The organism is Georgenia deserti (assembly GCF_042680605.1).
GTDB classification, from domain to species: domain Bacteria; phylum Actinomycetota; class Actinomycetes; order Actinomycetales; family Actinomycetaceae; genus Allobogoriella; species Allobogoriella deserti.
The window spans coordinates 458,870-474,612 of record NZ_JBHUEE010000001.1; the positions used below are offsets into that span (position 1 = coordinate 458,870).

The 15,743-nt window shown below is 72.2% G+C and carries 14 protein-coding genes and 1 riboswitch; of the genes, 11 read left to right on the plus strand and 3 right to left on the minus strand.

Annotated elements, in window-relative coordinates; translation table 11 throughout:
* The first annotated feature begins 17 nt into the window (after nucleotides 1-17).
* The 8 genes from ACFSE6_RS02220 to sucD all read left to right on the plus strand — a co-directional run bounded on the left by ACFSE6_RS02220 (nucleotide 18) and on the right by sucD (nucleotide 9,910).
* Nucleotides 18-359, plus strand: coding sequence for a hypothetical protein (locus ACFSE6_RS02220; RefSeq protein WP_388002064.1), 342 nt, complete (start codon nucleotides 18-20; stop codon nucleotides 357-359).
* 1 nt (nucleotide 360) lies between these two features.
* Nucleotides 361-843: a DUF456 domain-containing protein gene (locus ACFSE6_RS02225; protein WP_388002065.1), complete on the plus strand. Its 483-nt coding sequence runs from the start codon at nucleotides 361-363 to the stop codon at nucleotides 841-843.
* Nucleotides 840-1,676 (plus strand): putative RNA methyltransferase, encoded by an 837-nt coding sequence (locus ACFSE6_RS02230; protein WP_388002066.1) that lies wholly within the window; start codon nucleotides 840-842, stop codon nucleotides 1,674-1,676. Before ACFSE6_RS02225 ends, ACFSE6_RS02230 begins: the two co-directional genes overlap by 4 nt.
* Before the next feature lie 81 nt (nucleotides 1,677-1,757).
* The gene (locus tag ACFSE6_RS02235) at nucleotides 1,758-2,576 is read left to right on the plus strand and encodes a hypothetical protein (protein ID WP_388002067.1); all 819 of its coding nucleotides are present in this window, start codon (nucleotides 1,758-1,760) and stop codon (nucleotides 2,574-2,576) included.
* A 104-nt stretch (nucleotides 2,577-2,680) separates the two neighbouring features.
* Nucleotides 2,681-5,464 (plus strand): UvrD-helicase domain-containing protein, encoded by a 2,784-nt coding sequence (locus ACFSE6_RS02240; RefSeq protein WP_388002068.1) that lies wholly within the window; start codon nucleotides 2,681-2,683, stop codon nucleotides 5,462-5,464.
* Between the two features lie 139 nt (nucleotides 5,465-5,603).
* Complete coding sequence (locus tag ACFSE6_RS02245; RefSeq protein WP_388002069.1) at nucleotides 5,604-7,628, plus strand: acyltransferase family protein; 2,025 nt, start codon at nucleotides 5,604-5,606, stop codon at nucleotides 7,626-7,628.
* 167 nt (nucleotides 7,629-7,795) lie between these two features.
* On the plus strand, nucleotides 7,796-8,962 hold the full coding sequence (gene sucC / locus ACFSE6_RS02250) for an ADP-forming succinate--CoA ligase subunit beta (protein WP_388002070.1): 1,167 nt from the start codon (nucleotides 7,796-7,798) through the stop codon (nucleotides 8,960-8,962).
* 30 nt (nucleotides 8,963-8,992) lie between these two features.
* On the plus strand, nucleotides 8,993-9,910 hold the full coding sequence (sucD, locus tag ACFSE6_RS02255) for a succinate--CoA ligase subunit alpha (protein ID WP_388002071.1): 918 nt from the start codon (nucleotides 8,993-8,995) through the stop codon (nucleotides 9,908-9,910).
* A gap of 123 nt (nucleotides 9,911-10,033) precedes the next feature.
* Here sucD and ACFSE6_RS02260 read toward each other — a convergent pair whose 3' ends face one another.
* Both ACFSE6_RS02260 and ACFSE6_RS02265 read right to left on the minus strand, forming a co-directional pair.
* On the minus strand, nucleotides 10,034-10,573 hold the full coding sequence (locus ACFSE6_RS02260; protein WP_388002072.1) for a Clp protease N-terminal domain-containing protein: 540 nt from the start codon (nucleotides 10,571-10,573) through the stop codon (nucleotides 10,034-10,036).
* Nucleotides 10,574-10,665: 92 nt separating this feature from the next.
* Nucleotides 10,666-10,878 carry a helix-turn-helix domain-containing protein gene (locus ACFSE6_RS02265; RefSeq protein WP_388002073.1) on the minus strand — a complete coding sequence of 71 codons (213 nt, stop codon included), beginning with the start codon at nucleotides 10,876-10,878 and terminating at the stop codon, nucleotides 10,666-10,668.
* Between the two features lie 184 nt (nucleotides 10,879-11,062).
* Between ACFSE6_RS02265 and ACFSE6_RS02270 the strand changes: the two genes are divergently transcribed.
* Nucleotides 11,063-12,667, plus strand: a complete 1,605-nt coding sequence (locus ACFSE6_RS02270; RefSeq protein ID WP_388002074.1) for a cell division protein PerM — start codon at nucleotides 11,063-11,065, stop codon at nucleotides 12,665-12,667.
* A 33-nt stretch (nucleotides 12,668-12,700) separates the two neighbouring features.
* Here the strand turns inward: ACFSE6_RS02270 and ACFSE6_RS02275 are convergent, their stop codons facing one another.
* Nucleotides 12,701-13,189 (minus strand): hypothetical protein, encoded by a 489-nt coding sequence (locus tag ACFSE6_RS02275; protein ID WP_388002075.1) that lies wholly within the window; start codon nucleotides 13,187-13,189, stop codon nucleotides 12,701-12,703.
* A gap of 38 nt (nucleotides 13,190-13,227) precedes the next feature.
* On the opposite strand from ACFSE6_RS02275, the gene purN reads away from it, so the two are divergent.
* Nucleotides 13,228-13,878: a phosphoribosylglycinamide formyltransferase gene (gene purN, locus ACFSE6_RS02280; RefSeq protein ID WP_388002076.1), complete on the plus strand. Its 651-nt coding sequence runs from the start codon at nucleotides 13,228-13,230 to the stop codon at nucleotides 13,876-13,878.
* An 11-nt stretch (nucleotides 13,879-13,889) separates the two neighbouring features.
* Nucleotides 13,890-13,981: riboswitch (ZMP/ZTP riboswitch) on the plus strand.
* A gap of 51 nt (nucleotides 13,982-14,032) precedes the next feature.
* Nucleotides 14,033-15,700: a bifunctional phosphoribosylaminoimidazolecarboxamide formyltransferase/IMP cyclohydrolase gene (gene purH / locus ACFSE6_RS02285; RefSeq protein ID WP_388002077.1), complete on the plus strand. Its 1,668-nt coding sequence runs from the start codon at nucleotides 14,033-14,035 to the stop codon at nucleotides 15,698-15,700.
* The last annotated feature ends 43 nt before the right edge of the window (nucleotides 15,701-15,743 follow it).

The window sequence follows — 15,743 nt, forward strand, 5'->3', positions numbered from 1 at the left end:
GCCCGTAGGCTGGTCGCATGGATATTCTCACCGGCCTCATCCTCGTCGTGCACATGATCGGCTGGGCCATCGTGCTCGGCGCGGCACTGACCAACATGCGCAACCCACGCCTGCCGGCGGGCGTGACCCACGGTGCGTTGACGGCGCTCATCGCGGGCATCCTCCTGGTCGGCCTCGCCGAGATGGGTGACGATCCGGTCAACCACGCCAAGATCGGCGTCAAGCTCGTCGTCGCGCTCCTCGTCACCGTCATGACGTTCTACGGGGCCAACAACGAGGAGAAGGTCACCCGCGGGTTCCTCGGTGGTCTCGCCGGCCTGGTCGTCGTGAACATCGCCGTCGCGGTGCTCTGGACCTGACATGTCCCCGCTCGCCGAACTCGTCGTCGGCGTCGTCGTGCTTGTGGGGCTGTTCGGCGCCGTCGTCCAGATCTACCCGGGCAGCCTCCTGGTGCTGGCCGCCGTCGTCACCTGGGCGGTGGTCACCGGCGGCACGGTCGGATGGACGGTGGCGATCGTCGCGGTCGTGGCCGTCGCGGCCGCCGGGATCGGCAAGTACCTCTACGCCGGGCGATACCTCAAGGCGGCCGGGGTGCCCAACCGCACCCTGCTCGTCGGCGGCGTGGTCGGCGTCGTCGGCTTCTTCGTCGTCCCGGTGATCGGCCTGCCGCTCGGCTTCGTCCTCGGCGTGTACCTGTCCGAGTGGCAGCGCCGCCGGCAGGCGAGCGAGGCGTGGCGGGCGACACTGGCTGCCCTGCGTGCCACGGGCTGGACCATCCTCATCGAGCTCGGCGGTGCGCTGCTCGCCACCGGGGCGTGGGTGATCGGGCTGCTGGTCACATGAGCACCGCGGCGTTGGCCGAGGTCGTCCCGGCCCTGGCCTGTCCGGTGTGCCGCGGCGAGGTGCGACTCGAGGGGGCGAGCCTGGTGTGCGAGCGCGGACACCGGTTCGACGTCGCCCGGCAGGGACACGTCACCCTGCTCGCGGGACGCCGTGTGTTCGGCGGTGACGACGCGGCACAGGTCGCCGCGCGCGAATCCTTCCTCGGCCGAGGCCACTACGACCGCCTCGCGGACGCTGTGGCCGATGCGGTCCGCGCCGCGCGTGGCGACGGACGCGGGCTGTGCGTCGACCTCGCGGGCGGTACCGGGTACTACCTCGCCGCGGTCGCCGAGCGCACGGGCCTGACCGGCCTCGTCATCGACGCCTCCACCGCCGCCCTCAAGCGCGCCGCGCGGGTGCACGAACGCGTCGCAGCGGTCGGGGCCGACGTGTGGCAGCGCCTGCCCCTGCGGGACGGCGCCGCGGACGTCGTGCTCTCGGTCTTCGGCCCCCGCAACGTCGGCGAGATCCGTCGCGTCCTAAGCCCGGGCGGAGTGTTCGTCGTCGCCTCCCCGACGCCGCGCCACCTGCACGAGCTGATCGAGCCATTGGGCATGATCCGCGTGGACCCCGACAAGGAGAACCGGCTCGCCGCCCAGCTCAGCGGGTTCGGCTCCGCGGGCACCCAGGACGTCGAGTACGCCGTGACGATGTCCCGTGCCGACGTCCGGGACGAGGTCCGCATGGGACCCAGCGCCCGCCACGTCGACGACGAGGCGCTGGACCGGCGGCTGGCCGAGCTGCCCGAAGCGCTCGACGTGACCGTCTCGGTGAGAGTCCGGACGCTGACATGACGCGGATGAGCACATGACCGATGTCACTTCCCCAGCACGCCCGGCTGCGGAACGGTAGCGCGCAGTCGACCTGGGGGAACGATGACACCGGACCGCGCCGAGGCGCCGACCGCACAGCCCACCCGTCCGACCCGCGCGATCTTGTTGCCGTTCGCGCTCGTCGCGGCCGCCGCGACGATGGTGCACATCCAGCTCCACGAGTACTCGCACGCCGCGGTCGCTCTCGCCCAGGTCGGGGAGGCGGAGGTTCGCGGTGCCGTCGTGTTCTCCCCGGACAAGCCCGATGCCCAGGAGGCGGTCGAGGCGATCACCGGGCCGGTGTTCTCGGTGGTCTCCGGTGTGGTGGCGCTCGCTCTCGCCCGCGGCCTGCACGGCGGCTACCTGCGGGCATTCCTGACGTGGTTCGGTCTCGTGGGGATCCAGAACCTGTGGGGGTACCTCATGATCGCGATGATCGCGCCGCTCGGTGACACCGCGGTCGCGTTCGGCATCTGGGGCGTGCCCACCGCGGTGCAGGTCGCCCTCGGGCTGGTCGGTGTGGCGGGCATGCTCGGTAACAGCTACCTGCTCGCCCGCGAGATCACCCGCTCGCTCTCGGCGCCGTCCGAGGTCCTGGCCGCGAGCGTGCTGACCTGGCTCCTCGCCACGGGCATCCTCGCCGTCGTCTACACGGCTGCCGCGTTCGGCGCCGGTGCCGACCCGGAGTACCTCGTCATCACCGTCGTCGGGCCGGCCACGGCCCTCGTGTTCGCACCGATGGCCATCTTCTTCTGGACGCGCACGCCGCACCGGCGGATGCCATGGGACGTCGGATCGGTGCGGACGGCGGCGATCCTCCTGGCCCTCGCGGTGGCGCTCGTGCTGGTGCATGCGCTTGCCGGCGTCCGCCTCGGGGGATGACCCGCCCGACCGGAACCACGGCCGGTCCGGTGCCCACGCCGCGGCGGTGAGGCTGTCCACACCACGCGCCTGACGTCGGTGGCGCCGCCTAGCATGGACGCACGATGCTCTCCCTGTTCGACAACCTCCCGCTCTCGGCCGGCTCCGGTGGCGGGGCACAGGCGCTGCCCGCCGTCGTCCCGCCGCGCGAGGAGGGCGGAGACGGACCCGGTCGCACGGACGCCGCCGAGTCCGCCACGGTCGAGCAGGACCCCGTCGCCCGGGCACGGCGCCGCGCCGCAGGCGCCTCGGGCGGCGGGGCGGACTCGGGCGCGGCGGACACGGACGCCGGCGAGGCGACGCGCGCACCGTCCGCCTACGGGATCGACCCGGACGCACTCCTCGAAGGGCTCAACCCGCAGCAGCGCGCCGCCGTCGAGCATCACGGCGGGCCGTTGCTCATCGTCGCCGGCGCGGGATCGGGTAAGACCCGGGTGCTCACCCACCGGATCGCACACCTGCTCGCCACCGGCCGGGCGCGGCCCGGGGAGATCCTCGCGATCACCTTCACGAACAAGGCGGCGGCCGAGATGCGTGAGCGTGTCACGGACCTCATCGGCCCGTCGGCTCAGCGGATGTGGGTGTCCACCTTCCACTCGGCGTGCGTGCGGATCCTGCGGCGCGAACACGACACCCTGGGCCTTCGCTCGAGCTTCTCGATCTACGACGCCGCCGATTCACAACGGCTGATGACCCTGGTGTGCCGTCAGCTCGACCTCGACCCCAAGCGGTACCCACCCAAGGCCTTCTCCCGGAAGGTCTCGGACCTGAAGAACGAGCTCATCGACCCCGACGCGTTCTCGGCCCAGGTCTCCGGGACGAACTCCTTCGACGCCAAGCTCGCCGAGGCCTACCGTCTCTACCAGGACCGCCTGCGCCAGGCCCACGCGCTGGACTTCGACGACCTCATCATGTCCACGGTCCACCTCCTGCAGGCGTTCCCGTCGGTGGCCGAGCACTACCGCCGCCGGTTCCGCCACGTCCTGGTCGACGAGTACCAGGACACCAACCACGCCCAGTACGTCCTGGTGCGTGAGCTGGCCGGTGGCGACAAGCGCGAGCGAGGAACGAGCGGAGTGCGAGGAGCCGCCGACGGACATGGAGTGGACCGGGACGAGGACGGCACGGTCGACGGTGCCGGTGCGGGCAGTGGCCTCGCGCCGGGCGAGCTGACGGTGGTCGGCGACGCCGACCAGTCCATCTACGCCTTCCGCGGCGCCACCATCCGCAACATCCTCGAGTTCGAGCAGGACTACCCGCAGGCCCGGACGATCCTGCTGGAGCAGAACTACCGCTCCACCCAGACGATCCTCGACGCCGCGAACGCCGTCATCTCCCGCAACCCGGGCCGCAAGGCCAAGAACCTGTGGACGGACGCCGGTGAGGGCCCCCGCATCGTCGGGTACGTGGCCGACTCCGAGCACGAGGAGGCGCGGTTCGTCGCGGAGGAGATCGACCGGCTGGGCGACGAGCGCGGCACCCGACCGGGTGACGTCGCCGTCTTCTACCGCACCAACGCCCAGTCGCGGTCGATGGAGGAGATGCTCGTCCGCGCAGGTCTGCCGTACCGCGTGGTGGGTGGCACCCGCTTCTACGAGCGCCGGGAGATCAAGGACGCGATCGCCTACCTGCGCGCGGTGACGAACCCGGACGATGCGGTCAACATCCGGCGCATCCTCAACGTGCCCAAACGAGGGCTGGGGGACAAGGCCGAATCGGTCCTGGTCGCGCACGCGGAGCGGCACCGCGTCTCGTTCGGGCAGGCGATCGCCGACGCGGCCGCCGAGGGGGCCGACCGCGACACCACGGCGGATGTGATCGGCCTGACCACCCGCGCGCGCACCCAGGTCAAGGCGTTCCACGGCCTGCTGACAGAGCTGCGGGACATGGAGACCTCGGGTGCCGCGCCCGCCGAGATCCTCGATGCCGCGCTCGACAGGTCCGGATACCTCGCCGAGCTGCGCGCCAGCGAGGACCCGCAGGACGCGACACGGGTGGAGAACCTGGCCGAGTTGCACGCGGTTGCCGATGAGTTCCGCGACGCCGACCCGGACGGTGGGCTCGCCGACTTCCTCGAGCGCGTCTCGCTGGTGGCCGACGCCGACCAGCTCCCGGACGACGACGGCGATACCGGTCAGATCACCCTGATGACCGTGCACACCGCCAAGGGGCTGGAGTTCCCGGTCGTCTTCGTCACCGGGATGGAGGACGGCACCTTCCCCCACCAGCGGTCGTTGACCGAGGAGGACGAGCTCTCCGAGGAGCGCCGGCTCGCCTACGTGGCGCTGACCCGTGCCCGGGAGCGCCTGTACATCTCCCGGGCCGCGGTCCGCACCGCGTTCGGTATGCCGCACGAGCTGCCCGCCTCCCGCTTCCTCGAGGACATCCCGGCAGACCTGGTCGAGTGGCGCCGTCGGGAATCGTCGATGGAGTCCCTGCGCGGATCGCGGCCCGGCATGGGTTCGCGCCCGGGCGGGTTCTCCCGTGGCAGCTACGCGAGCCGCCCCGGCGGCGGGTCCTTCGGTGGCTACGAGGATCCCGACGGCGGCCGGGTCATCGGTTCGGGGCGCCCCCCGGCACGCACCGGCAAGCTTGGCGCCCCCACCGACACCGCCGCGAGCCGCACCGCCGCCAGTCTCGGGAAGTCCGCGACGGCGCCGGCGGCGGCCGGCGGGAAGGCCGAGGGGTTCGGGCTGGACGTCGGGGACAAGGTCACCCACGACAGCTACGGGCTGGGCACCGTCGTCGCGCTGGAGGGCTCCGGGTCGTCCGCCGTGGCCAAGATCGACTTCGGCGGCGGCGGGGTCAAGCGACTGCTGCTGCGGTACTCGCCGGTCACCAAGCTCTGACCGGCAGCCGGCCGCCTGGCCCACCGGTCAGGTCACCGAGTGGCGCCGGTCTCGCCGCAGGTCAGCGCGCCTCCGCGGAAATGTCGGCGCCCCGGCCTAGCGTGTGCACAACGGTGGGGCGAGCCTGGAGGGCGCGGCTATGGTCACGCAGCAGCACGAGCGTCTCGACCGTGCTCGTGCCGGGGCGCCCACTCCGCCGATCCGTACCGCGAACACCGACGAGCGAGGCGGAGCCCGTGGCAGGAGGATCGAGGGGCTCGACGGCCTGCGAGCCCTCGCCGTCGCGGCGGTCCTGATCTTCCACCTGCGGCCCGAGACCCTGCCGGGCGGGTTTCTCGGCGTCGACGTCTTCTTCGTGGTCTCCGGCTTCCTCATCACCACGCTGCTGCTGCGCGAGCTCGCCACCGGGCGCGTGGATCTCGCCCGGTTCTGGCTCCGTCGCGCCCGCAGACTGCTCCCCGCAGTCGCTGCGGTGGTCCTCGTCTGCGTGCCGGCCGCCTGGCTGGTCAGCTCCGACCTGCTGGTAGGCATCGGCCGCCAGGTCGGCGGCGCCCTGACCTTCACCACCAACTGGCTCGAGATCGGTGCGGGCACGAGCTACTTCGACACCACGGCGCCACAAGTCTTCGCCCACTTCTGGTCGCTCGCCGTGGAGGAACAGTTCTACCTGCTCTGGCCGCTGCTCCTCGTGGCCCTCGTCGCCGCCACCGCGACGGCACGGACACGCGCTCGGATCGCCCTCGCCGCCGCCGTGGTCTCCGCCGCAGCCATGGCCGTGCTCCACACCCCGGGAGAGGACGCCACGCGCGTCTACTACGGTACCGACACCCACGCCTTCTCCCTGCTGGTCGGCGTCGCGCTGGCGTTCTGGTGGAGCCAGCCACGCGGCTTCCTCCGGTCGGCCTCGTGGCAGCGTTGGCGTGACCCCGCCGCCTTCGGTGCGCTCGCGGTCCTCGTGCTCCTCATGCTCGCACTGCACGAGTCGACGTCGCTCACCTTCCGGGGCGGGATCCTGCTCGCAGCTCTGCTCAGTGCCGTGCTCATCGCCGCGATCCTCGGCCGGCCCGGGATATTCCAGGGGCTGCTCCGTCTGCCCCCGATGGAGTGGGTCGGACAGCGCTCCTACGGGATCTACCTCTGGCACTGGCCGGTCATCGTCCTGCTGACGCTCGCGGTCCCGACCGGGCACGACTCCAGCGGCCACTGGATTCTGCGCGGGGTGGCCGTGGTCCTCACCCTGCTGGTCGCGGGCGCCTCGTACCGATGGCTGGAGACCCCGGTGCGCACGCACGGTTTCCGCGGGGCCCTCCGGCGGGTACGTCGGCATCTCGGCTCGCCGATCCCGGCCCGGCGGACGTCGACGCGCGTTCTCGCCGGCGGCGCGGCACTCCTCGTCGCCCTCACCGCCGTGGCCGTGGCGGTCGCTCCCGACCGCACGGCGACCCAGGCCCTCATCGAGGAGAACCAGGACCGGATCGACGCCGGTGAGGCCGTCCGCGACGAGCCCACCGAAGAGCCGCTCGACCAGGACTTCTCCATGCCGTCGGGTGAGGAGATCACCGCGTTCGGTGACTCGCTCGTCGTCACCAGTGCGGACGGGCTCGAGTACCACCTGCCCGGGATCATGATCGAGGCCGAGTCCAACCGGACCTGGGCCGACGCGCCCGGCGTGGTCCACCGCGCACTGGCGGCGGGAACGGTGCGTCGCGCCGTCGTCGTGCACTTCGGGACGAACGCCGGGATCACCGATCCCGCCCCCGTCCGCGACGTGCTCGACGCCCTGGGGCCGGACCGGATGGTGGTGTTGCTCAACGTCTACGGCGCCAGCCACTGGGTACCGGAGACCAACGCGGCCCTGGACCGGATCGCCGCCGACTACCCCAACGCGATCGTGGCCGACTGGCACGCCGCGGCGGACGAGCATCCCGACCTGCTCCAGGCGGACCGGATCCATCCCGGGATCGAGGGAGCCCACCTCTACGCCCAGGTCGTCCGGGACGCCTTCGCCGACCTCTCCGAGCGCATCACCGGCGAACCGGTCACCGCTGATGACGCGGACGGAGCGGGCGGCGAGCCGAGAACCGGCGGCCAGGGAGGGGCGGACGCTGCGGACACGACCGACGGCGCCGCGGAACGACCGGTCGAGCGACCCGGCGACGCCTGATCCCACCGGCCCGCACCCACCTCTCGCCGGTGCGGTGTCCGTATGCCGGAGCGGCGATCTCACCGCCTGGCCGACAGGAGGGCACGGGCCATGGCGCTGTAGGCTTTCCGGCGGATGTCTCGATGTCGAAACATCGTGAGTGAAAGCCAACGGAAGGACTTATCGGCGTGGACCTCTACGAGTACCAGGCTCGTGACGTCTTCGAGAAGCACGGCGTGCCCGTGCTCCGAGGTGCCGTCGCGACGACGCCGGCCGAGGCCAGGGCCGCGGCCGAGCAACTCGGCGGCGGGACCGTCGTCGTCAAGGCCCAGGTGAAGACCGGCGGCCGCGGCAAGGCCGGCGGCGTGAAGCTGGCGCACAACCCCGAGGAGGCCGAGGCGCACGCCGAGGCGATCCTCGGGATGGACATCAAGGGCCACACCGTCCACCGCGTCATGCTCGCGGAGGGCGCCGCCATCGCCGAGGAGTACTACTTCTCCGTCCTGCTCGACCGCGCCGAGCGTCGCTACCTCGCGATGGCCTCGGTCGAGGGCGGCATGGAGATCGAGCAGCTCGCCGTCGAACGCCCCGAGGCCCTGGCCCGGGTGAGCGTTGACCCGCTGGTCGGCATCGACTCCGCCAAGGCCGCCGAGATCGTCTCCACGGCCGGGTTCGCTCCGGAGGTCGCGGACGAGGTCGCCGCCGTCATCGAGAAGCTGTGGACCGTCTACCAGCAGGAGGACGCCACCCTCGTCGAGGTCAACCCGCTGGTCCGCACCGAGGACGGCGCGATCATCGCCCTCGACGCCAAGGTGACCCTGGACGACAACGCCGCCTTCCGGCACGAGGACCACGCCGCCCTGGAGGACAGGGCGGCCGCAGACCCGCTCGAGGCCAAGGCGAAGCAGCTCGACCTCAACTACGTCAAGCTCGACGGCCAGGTCGGCATCATCGGCAACGGCGCGGGTCTGGTCATGTCGACCCTCGACGTCGTCGCGTACGCGGGCGAGCAGTACGGCACCAAGCCGGCGAACTTCCTCGACATCGGCGGAGGCGCGAACGCCCAGGTCATGGCGAACGGCCTGGACGTCATCCTCGGCGACGACCAGGTCAGGTCGGTGTTCGTCAACGTCTTCGGTGGCATCACCGCCTGCGACGAGGTGGCCAGCGGCATCGTCAAGGCGCTGGAGATCCTCGGGGACGCCGCCACCAAGCCGCTCGTGGTCCGTCTCGACGGCAACAACGTCGAGGAAGGCCGGGCGATCCTCGCCGACGCGAACCACCCGCTGGTGACCGTCGTGCCCACGATGGACGAGGCCGCGGCCAAGGCCGCCGAGCTCGCCGCCGCGAACTGACGCACCAGCAGAGACGGAGCTTCTTCACTCATGTCCATCCTTCTCAACGCCTCCTCCAAGGTCATCGTCCAGGGCATGACCGGTTCGATGGGGCAGATCCACACCTCGCGGATGCTCAACTCGGGCACCCAGATCGTCGGCGGCGTCAATCCCCGTAAGGCCGGAACGTCCGTCGACTTCGACGTCACCCCGATCGGACCCGGCGCCGAGAGCCGGCAGGCCGGTACCGTCTCCGTCCCGGTCTTCGGGTCCGTCGCCGAGGCCCGTGAGGCCACCGGCGCGGACGTCTCAGTCATCTTCGTCCCGCCGGCCTTCACCAAGGCGGCCGTGATCGAGGCCGTCGACGCCGGCATCCCGCTCGTCGTCATCATCACCGAAGGTGTGCCGGTCGCCGACACCGCGGAGTTCTTCGCCTACGCGCAGCAGAAGGGCACGCGCCTCATCGGCCCGAACTGCCCCGGCATCATCACGCCCGGCCAGTCGAACGTGGGCATCACCCCGGCGGACATCACCGGCCCGGGCCGCATCGGTCTGGTCTCCAAGTCCGGCACGCTGACCTACCAGATGATGTACGAGCTGTCCGACATCGGGTTCTCCACCTGCATCGGCATCGGCGGCGACCCGGTCATCGGCACCACGCACATCGACGCGTTGCAGGCGTTCCAGGACGACCCGGAGACCGATCTGATCGTGATGATCGGCGAGATCGGCGGCGACGCCGAGGAGCGCGCGGCGGAGTTCATCAAGGCCAACGTCACCAAGCCCGTCGTCGGCTATGTCGCGGGCTTCACCGCGCCGGAGGGAAAGACGATGGGCCACGCCGGAGCCATCGTCTCCGGCTCCTCGGGGACCGCCGAGGCCAAGAAGGTGGCACTCGAGGCCGCCGGTGTCACCGTCGGCAAGACCCCGTCCGAGACCGCACGGCTCGCGCAGTCGTTGCTGTCCTGATCTGCCGGCGGTCGGCGCACGGCGTCGGCCAGCCGAGCCACCACATCGGCGGCCGTCCCGGACCGGGACGGCCGCCGACGTCGTTGGCGTCGGCGCGAAGGCCCGAGACAGGCGGTGGGGCGGTCATGCCGCCCCGGGCTCGGCCTCGAGCGCGCCGCGGACGTGGTCCTCGCCCACGTCGGCACGGAGCGCGTCGGAGGCCGGCCCCCCGGCGCGGAGCACGCCGAGCAGGACGTGCCGGTCGGTGATCGCCTTGTCCTTCGTGCGCAGCGCCTCGCGCAGGGACAGCTCGAGCGCCTTCTTCGCCTCGCCCGTGAACGGGATGTGACCGGTCCGCCGGCGCTGCCGGCGACGGCCGGCCCGCTCGAGCGCCCCGGCGCCGAACAGCGTGTCCGCACTACGGCTGACCTCCTCCAGGTCGATGCCGAGGGCCGCGAGTGCCTCCTTGTCGAGCCCGGACCCGGTGGCGACCTGGCGCAGCCGACCGGACAGGGCGGCCGGGTCGGCACCCGCGGCGCGCAGCGCCTGCACGGCGGGGCCGCCGGCACTGAGCACGCCGAGCGCGACGTGCTCGGGTCCGATCGACGAGCACATGAGCTCGCGGGCTTCCTCCTGCGCGTGGACGACGGCGGTGCGGGCGTCCTTCGTGAAGCGTTCGAACATCTCTCCTCCTCGCCGGCGCCGCGCGGGCGCCCGCTCTCGTTCCGGTGGATCGCCGTGACGGGCGACCTCGGATCGTCGGTCCGCCGCGGGCCTCAGGGGCGGCGGCGTCCGTACTTCTTGTGCACCGCCTGCCGGCTCACGCCGAGTTCGGCGGCGATCTCCTGCCACGACCAGCCGAGATCACGGGCACGTTCGACCTGGAGGAGCTCCAGGCGCTCGGCGAGTTCCCGCAGTGCCCGCACGGCCCGCAGCCCGGTCGTGGGGTCAGGGCTCTGTGCCGCTTCGGTGGTCTGTGCGATGCTCATACTGTCAATGTAGGTTGACGCAGGGACAGACGTCAACTCTCGTTGACGCGATTCCATGCTCGCCGACGAACCGGCAACCACCGATAGGGGCGGGCACGGCGGAACATGCCGGCCAGGCCTTTCCGGAGCGACACGCCGCGCCGGCAGGCACCGGTCCGGGCCGACCGGGCGGACGATGGGCACGATGACCACCACGGCCCCCACCCGTCCCGCCCCACGGAGCGCCCCGCCTGCCGAGGGCGCCGGAATGCTGCCCGACGGGTGGTTGCGCGGATTGGTGAGCGGCGTGGAGGCCGCCGTGCTCGGATGGCTGACGCTCGTCGTCCCGGCGTTGGCGGCCTATGTCGGGACAGCGGCCGCGCCGGCTCTCGGCGAGGCCTCATGGCAGAGCGCGGCCGGAGCCGGTACGGCGTTGTGGCTGCTCGGGCACGGTGGCGACATGACGGCCGGCAGCGGCGTCGTCTCCGTCGTGCCGCTCGGTATCACACTGCTCAGCCTCGGCATCGTGTACGCCACGGTCCGCCGCGGCGGCACGACCGGGTACGCGGCCGGCTCGTTCGCCGTCCTCGGCTATGTCCTGACGATGCTCCTCGTCTCCGTCCTCGCCCCCGGCGGCCGGTGGGGCGCGCTGCTCGGCGGCGTCCTGGTCTCCGGGATCGGAACGGTCCTGGCCGTGCGGCACCACGCGGACGGACTCCCGCGGTGGTGGGCCGACCGCGCTCCGGGCTGGGTCCGTGACGGCCTACGTGGGGCCGGCTGGGCACTGCTGGGACTCACAGGCATCGGGACCTGCCTCGTTGTGGCCGGACTGGTCACCGGCTGGGACCGGGTCCGCATGATTCAGGACTCCTACCTGCTGGACCCGTTCAACACCGTCCTCATGACGCTCGCCCAGATGCTGTTCCTGCCCGCCCTCGCCATGTGGGCGATCGCCTGGGCGGCCGGCCCCGGGTTCGCCGTCGGCTCGCACACCCATTTCGCGGCCGGGGACGCCGTGACGGCGCCGCTGCCGGCGATCCCGGCGCTCGGCGCGCTGCCCGAGCCCGAGGCGCCCGGGCCGCAGTGGGTCCTCGTGCTACCTGTGCTGGTCGGCGTGGTGGCCGGCGTGGTGATGCATCGCTACGGCCGCGAACGAGAGCTGCGTCTCGCGCTGGGCTCCGCGGGTGTCGCGGCCGCGGTGATCGCGATCGCCGTGGCGGTGCTGACCTACGCGTCCGCGGGATCCATCGGCCCAGGACGGATGGCCGTCGTGGGTGCCCAGCCTCCGGCGGTGGCCGGCATGGTCCTCGCCGAGACCGGTGGCGCGCTGGTGCTCGTGGTGCTCGCGCTGCACCGGCGGACCGCCGAACTGCTCGGCCTCGGCACCCGGGCCGCCCGCGCACGCGTCGTCGGGGCGGCCGGACAGCTCTCGGAACGCCGCGGTCGGCCGGAGGGCGACGACACCGCGGCCGCACCGAGCGCGGCGAGCCCAGCGGGCGACCCCGGCGCCGTGACCGGTCCGAGCGGCGCGAGCGCCGGCACGCCCGGGACCGGGGAGATCCCGCTCGCCTCCACGGACCTCGTCGGGACCGAGGAGAAGCCCGCGCAGCCGGTCGAGCATGCCGAGTCCGCTGGCGCTACCGAGACCACCGGCTCCACCGAGGAAGCTCCGGACCGGGACGAGGACTCCCCGGACGGGAAGAATGAAGCCACAGGCGGCGAGCACGAGGGCGCCGACCGGGCGTCACGCCGCTTCGGCGGATGGTCGGGGCTCTCACTGTCGGCATGGTCCCGCCGCTCGGACGGCTGAGTCACCTCCTCGTCCGGCCCCGGCATCGCGCCGTCAGGACACCATCTGCTGGACCTGGTCCATGCGTTCCTGGAGCATCCGGTCCAACTGCTGCTGGCAGGCGTCGCGCGCCTGCTGCGTGATGGCCGAATCCATGCATTCGGCGTAGGCGCTGTACTCGCGCCAGAGCCAGACCTGGCCTGTCGTCGTCATCGTCATGAACACGGCGAGGACGAGTCCCGCGATCACGGTGGCCGGCACCATGCCGCGAACGTGCGCCGCACGCACACGCACCAACGAGACCACCCCGAGGCCGACCGCGGCCGCGCTCGCGATCAGCGCCGCGACGGGCACCGGCCAGGGCGTGGAGAGCAGCGCGAGGCCCACCGCGAGCAGCAGCGCCAGCCAGAACCCGCGCACGGTGCGCATCGCGCGCGGCTGCAGCTCGGGGTCGGGCTCGTCCTGGTTCTGCCGGGGGCGCCGGCTCGGCGGCACGTACGGAGTGCCAGGTGGGGGCGGCGGACCGGACTGCGGATCGGGCATGACGTCATCATCTCCCACGGGCCGACTAACCTCGGCACGTGACCACGCCGAACGCCCCCGTCCGCTCCGTCACGCCCCGCCGCCCGGCCCGGGTGGTGGTCCTCGTCTCCGGCGGCGGCTCCAACCTCGCGGCCTTGCTCGAGGCCACGCGCGAGCCCGGGTACGGCGCCCAGGTGGTCGCCGTGGGGGCGGACCGCGACTCCGCCGGCGGACTCGCCCTCGGCACCGAGGCCGGCGCGGCGACGTTCGTCGAACGCCTCGGGGACCATGCGGACCGGGCCGCCTGGGACGCCGCCCTGACCGCCCGGGTCGCCGAGCACGACCCGGACCTCGTCGTCTCCGCCGGGTTCCTCAAGCTGTGCGGCCCACGGTTCCTCGAACGGTTCGAGGGTCGCTACATCAACACCCACAACACGCTGCTGCCCGCCTTCCCCGGTATGAACGGTCCGCGCGACGCTCTCGAGTACGGCGTCAAGATCACCGGGGCCACACTCTTCTTCGTCGACGCCGGCGTCGACACCGGGGCGATCCTCGCCCAGGTCGCCGTCCCGGTGCAGGAGGACGACGACGTCGAGACACTCACCGAGCGGATCAAGGTGGCCGAGCGTGCCCAGCTCGTCGAGGAGGTCGGCCGGCTGGCCCGCGAAGGATGGCGACTCGAGGGGCGTACGGTCCGGGTCGGCGCCTGAGCCGATAGAGTGGTCCCGGCCGTGACTGGCGAGCAGGTGGAGTCCACCACCGGGGAGCGGCCGGAGGAGTCCCTGCAGCGCACCGCACGCCTGGGTGCCGGGAAGAGGGTGCGCGCGTACCCGAGATCCCGCCGTCGACATCCCAGGAGCGTCAGTGACCAACCAGTCGAGCGCCGACCCCGCCGGTAGCCCCCACGGCCGTGTGCCCATCCGCCGGGCCCTGGTCTCCGTCTACGACAAGTCCGGACTCGAGGACCTGGTCCGCGGCCTGCACCGCGCCGGCGTCGAGCTCGTCTCCACCGGCGGCTCCGCCCGCCTCATCGCCGGCCTCGACCTACCCGTCACCAAGGTCGAGGACCTGACCGGCTTCCCCGAGTGCCTGGACGGCCGCGTGAAGACCCTGCACCCGCGGGTCCACGCCGGCATCCTCGCCGACCGGCGGCTCGAGACCCACGTGACTCAGCTCGGCGACCTCGGCATCGAGCCGTTCGACCTCGTGGTCTCCAACCTCTATCCGTTCACCCGGACGGTGGTGTCCGGTGCCGCAGCGGAGGAGTGCGTCGAGCAGATCGACATCGGTGGCCCCTCCATGGTCCGGGCCGCGGCCAAGAACCACCCGTCGGTCGCCATCGTCACCTCGCCGGATCGCTACGACGACGTGCTCGCGGCCGTGGAGGCCGGGGGTTTCACCTTGGACCAGCGCAAGCAGCTCGCCGCCGAGGCGTTCGCGCACACCGCGGCGTACGACGTCGCGGTGGCGAACTGGTTCGCCGGCACCTACGTCGGCGCCGAGGACGGCTGGCCCGCCTTCGCCGGCCAGACCTGGACCAAGGACGCCGCGCTGCGCTACGGCGAGAACCCCCACCAGGCCGCGGCCCTCTACCGCGACGAGACCGGGCCCGCGGGCCTCGCCGGAGCCGAGCAGCTGCACGGCAAGGCCATGTCGTACAACAACTACGTCGACACCGATGCCGCCCGGCGCGCGGCCGGTGACTTCGACGAGCCGGCCGTGGCGATCATCAAGCACGCCAACCCGTGCGGCATCGCCGTCGGGACCGACATCGCCGACGCCCATCGCAAGGCGCACGCGTGCGACCCCGTCTCCGCCTTCGGTGGCGTCATCGCCGCCAACCGCCCGGTGACGGCCGAGATGGCCCGTCAGGTGGTCGAGGTCTTCACCGAGGTGATCGTGGCCCCGGAGTACGAGGACGGCGCGCTGGAGATCCTGCGCGCCAAGAAGAACCTCCGGGTGCTGCGCTCCCCGCAGTCCGAGAACGAACGCCCGGCAGAGTTCCGCCAGATCAGCGGTGGCCTGCTGGTCCAGATGCGCGACCACGTCGACGCCGAGGGGGACGACCCTGCCTCGTGGACCCTCGCCGCCGGACAGGCCGCCTCTCCGCAGGTGCTCGCCGACCTCGCCTTCGCCTGGAAGGCCTGCCGCGCCGCCAAGTCCAACGCGATCCTGCTCGCCCGGGACGGGGGCAGCGTCGGCGTCGGGATGGGGCAGGTCAACCGGGTCGATTCCTGCCGTCTCGCGGTCGAACGCGCCAACACCCTCGGCGTCGAGGTCACCTCCGACGTCGACGGCGCCGGGGGAGCGGAGAACGCCGATGCCGCAGCCGCTCCGGAGCGCGCCCGTGGCGCCGTCGCCGCCTCGGACGCGTTCTTCCCGTTCCCGGACGGGCTGCAGGTGCTCATCGACGCCGGCGTGCACGCCGTGGTCCAGCCCGGTGGGTCGCTGCGCGACGACGCCGTCATCGAGGCGGCCGAGGCGGCGGGGATCACGATGTACTTCACCGGCACGCGGCACTTCTTCCACTGACGCGGCCCGGGTCCCGTCCGGACGGCTCGCGGCTCGTCGGTGC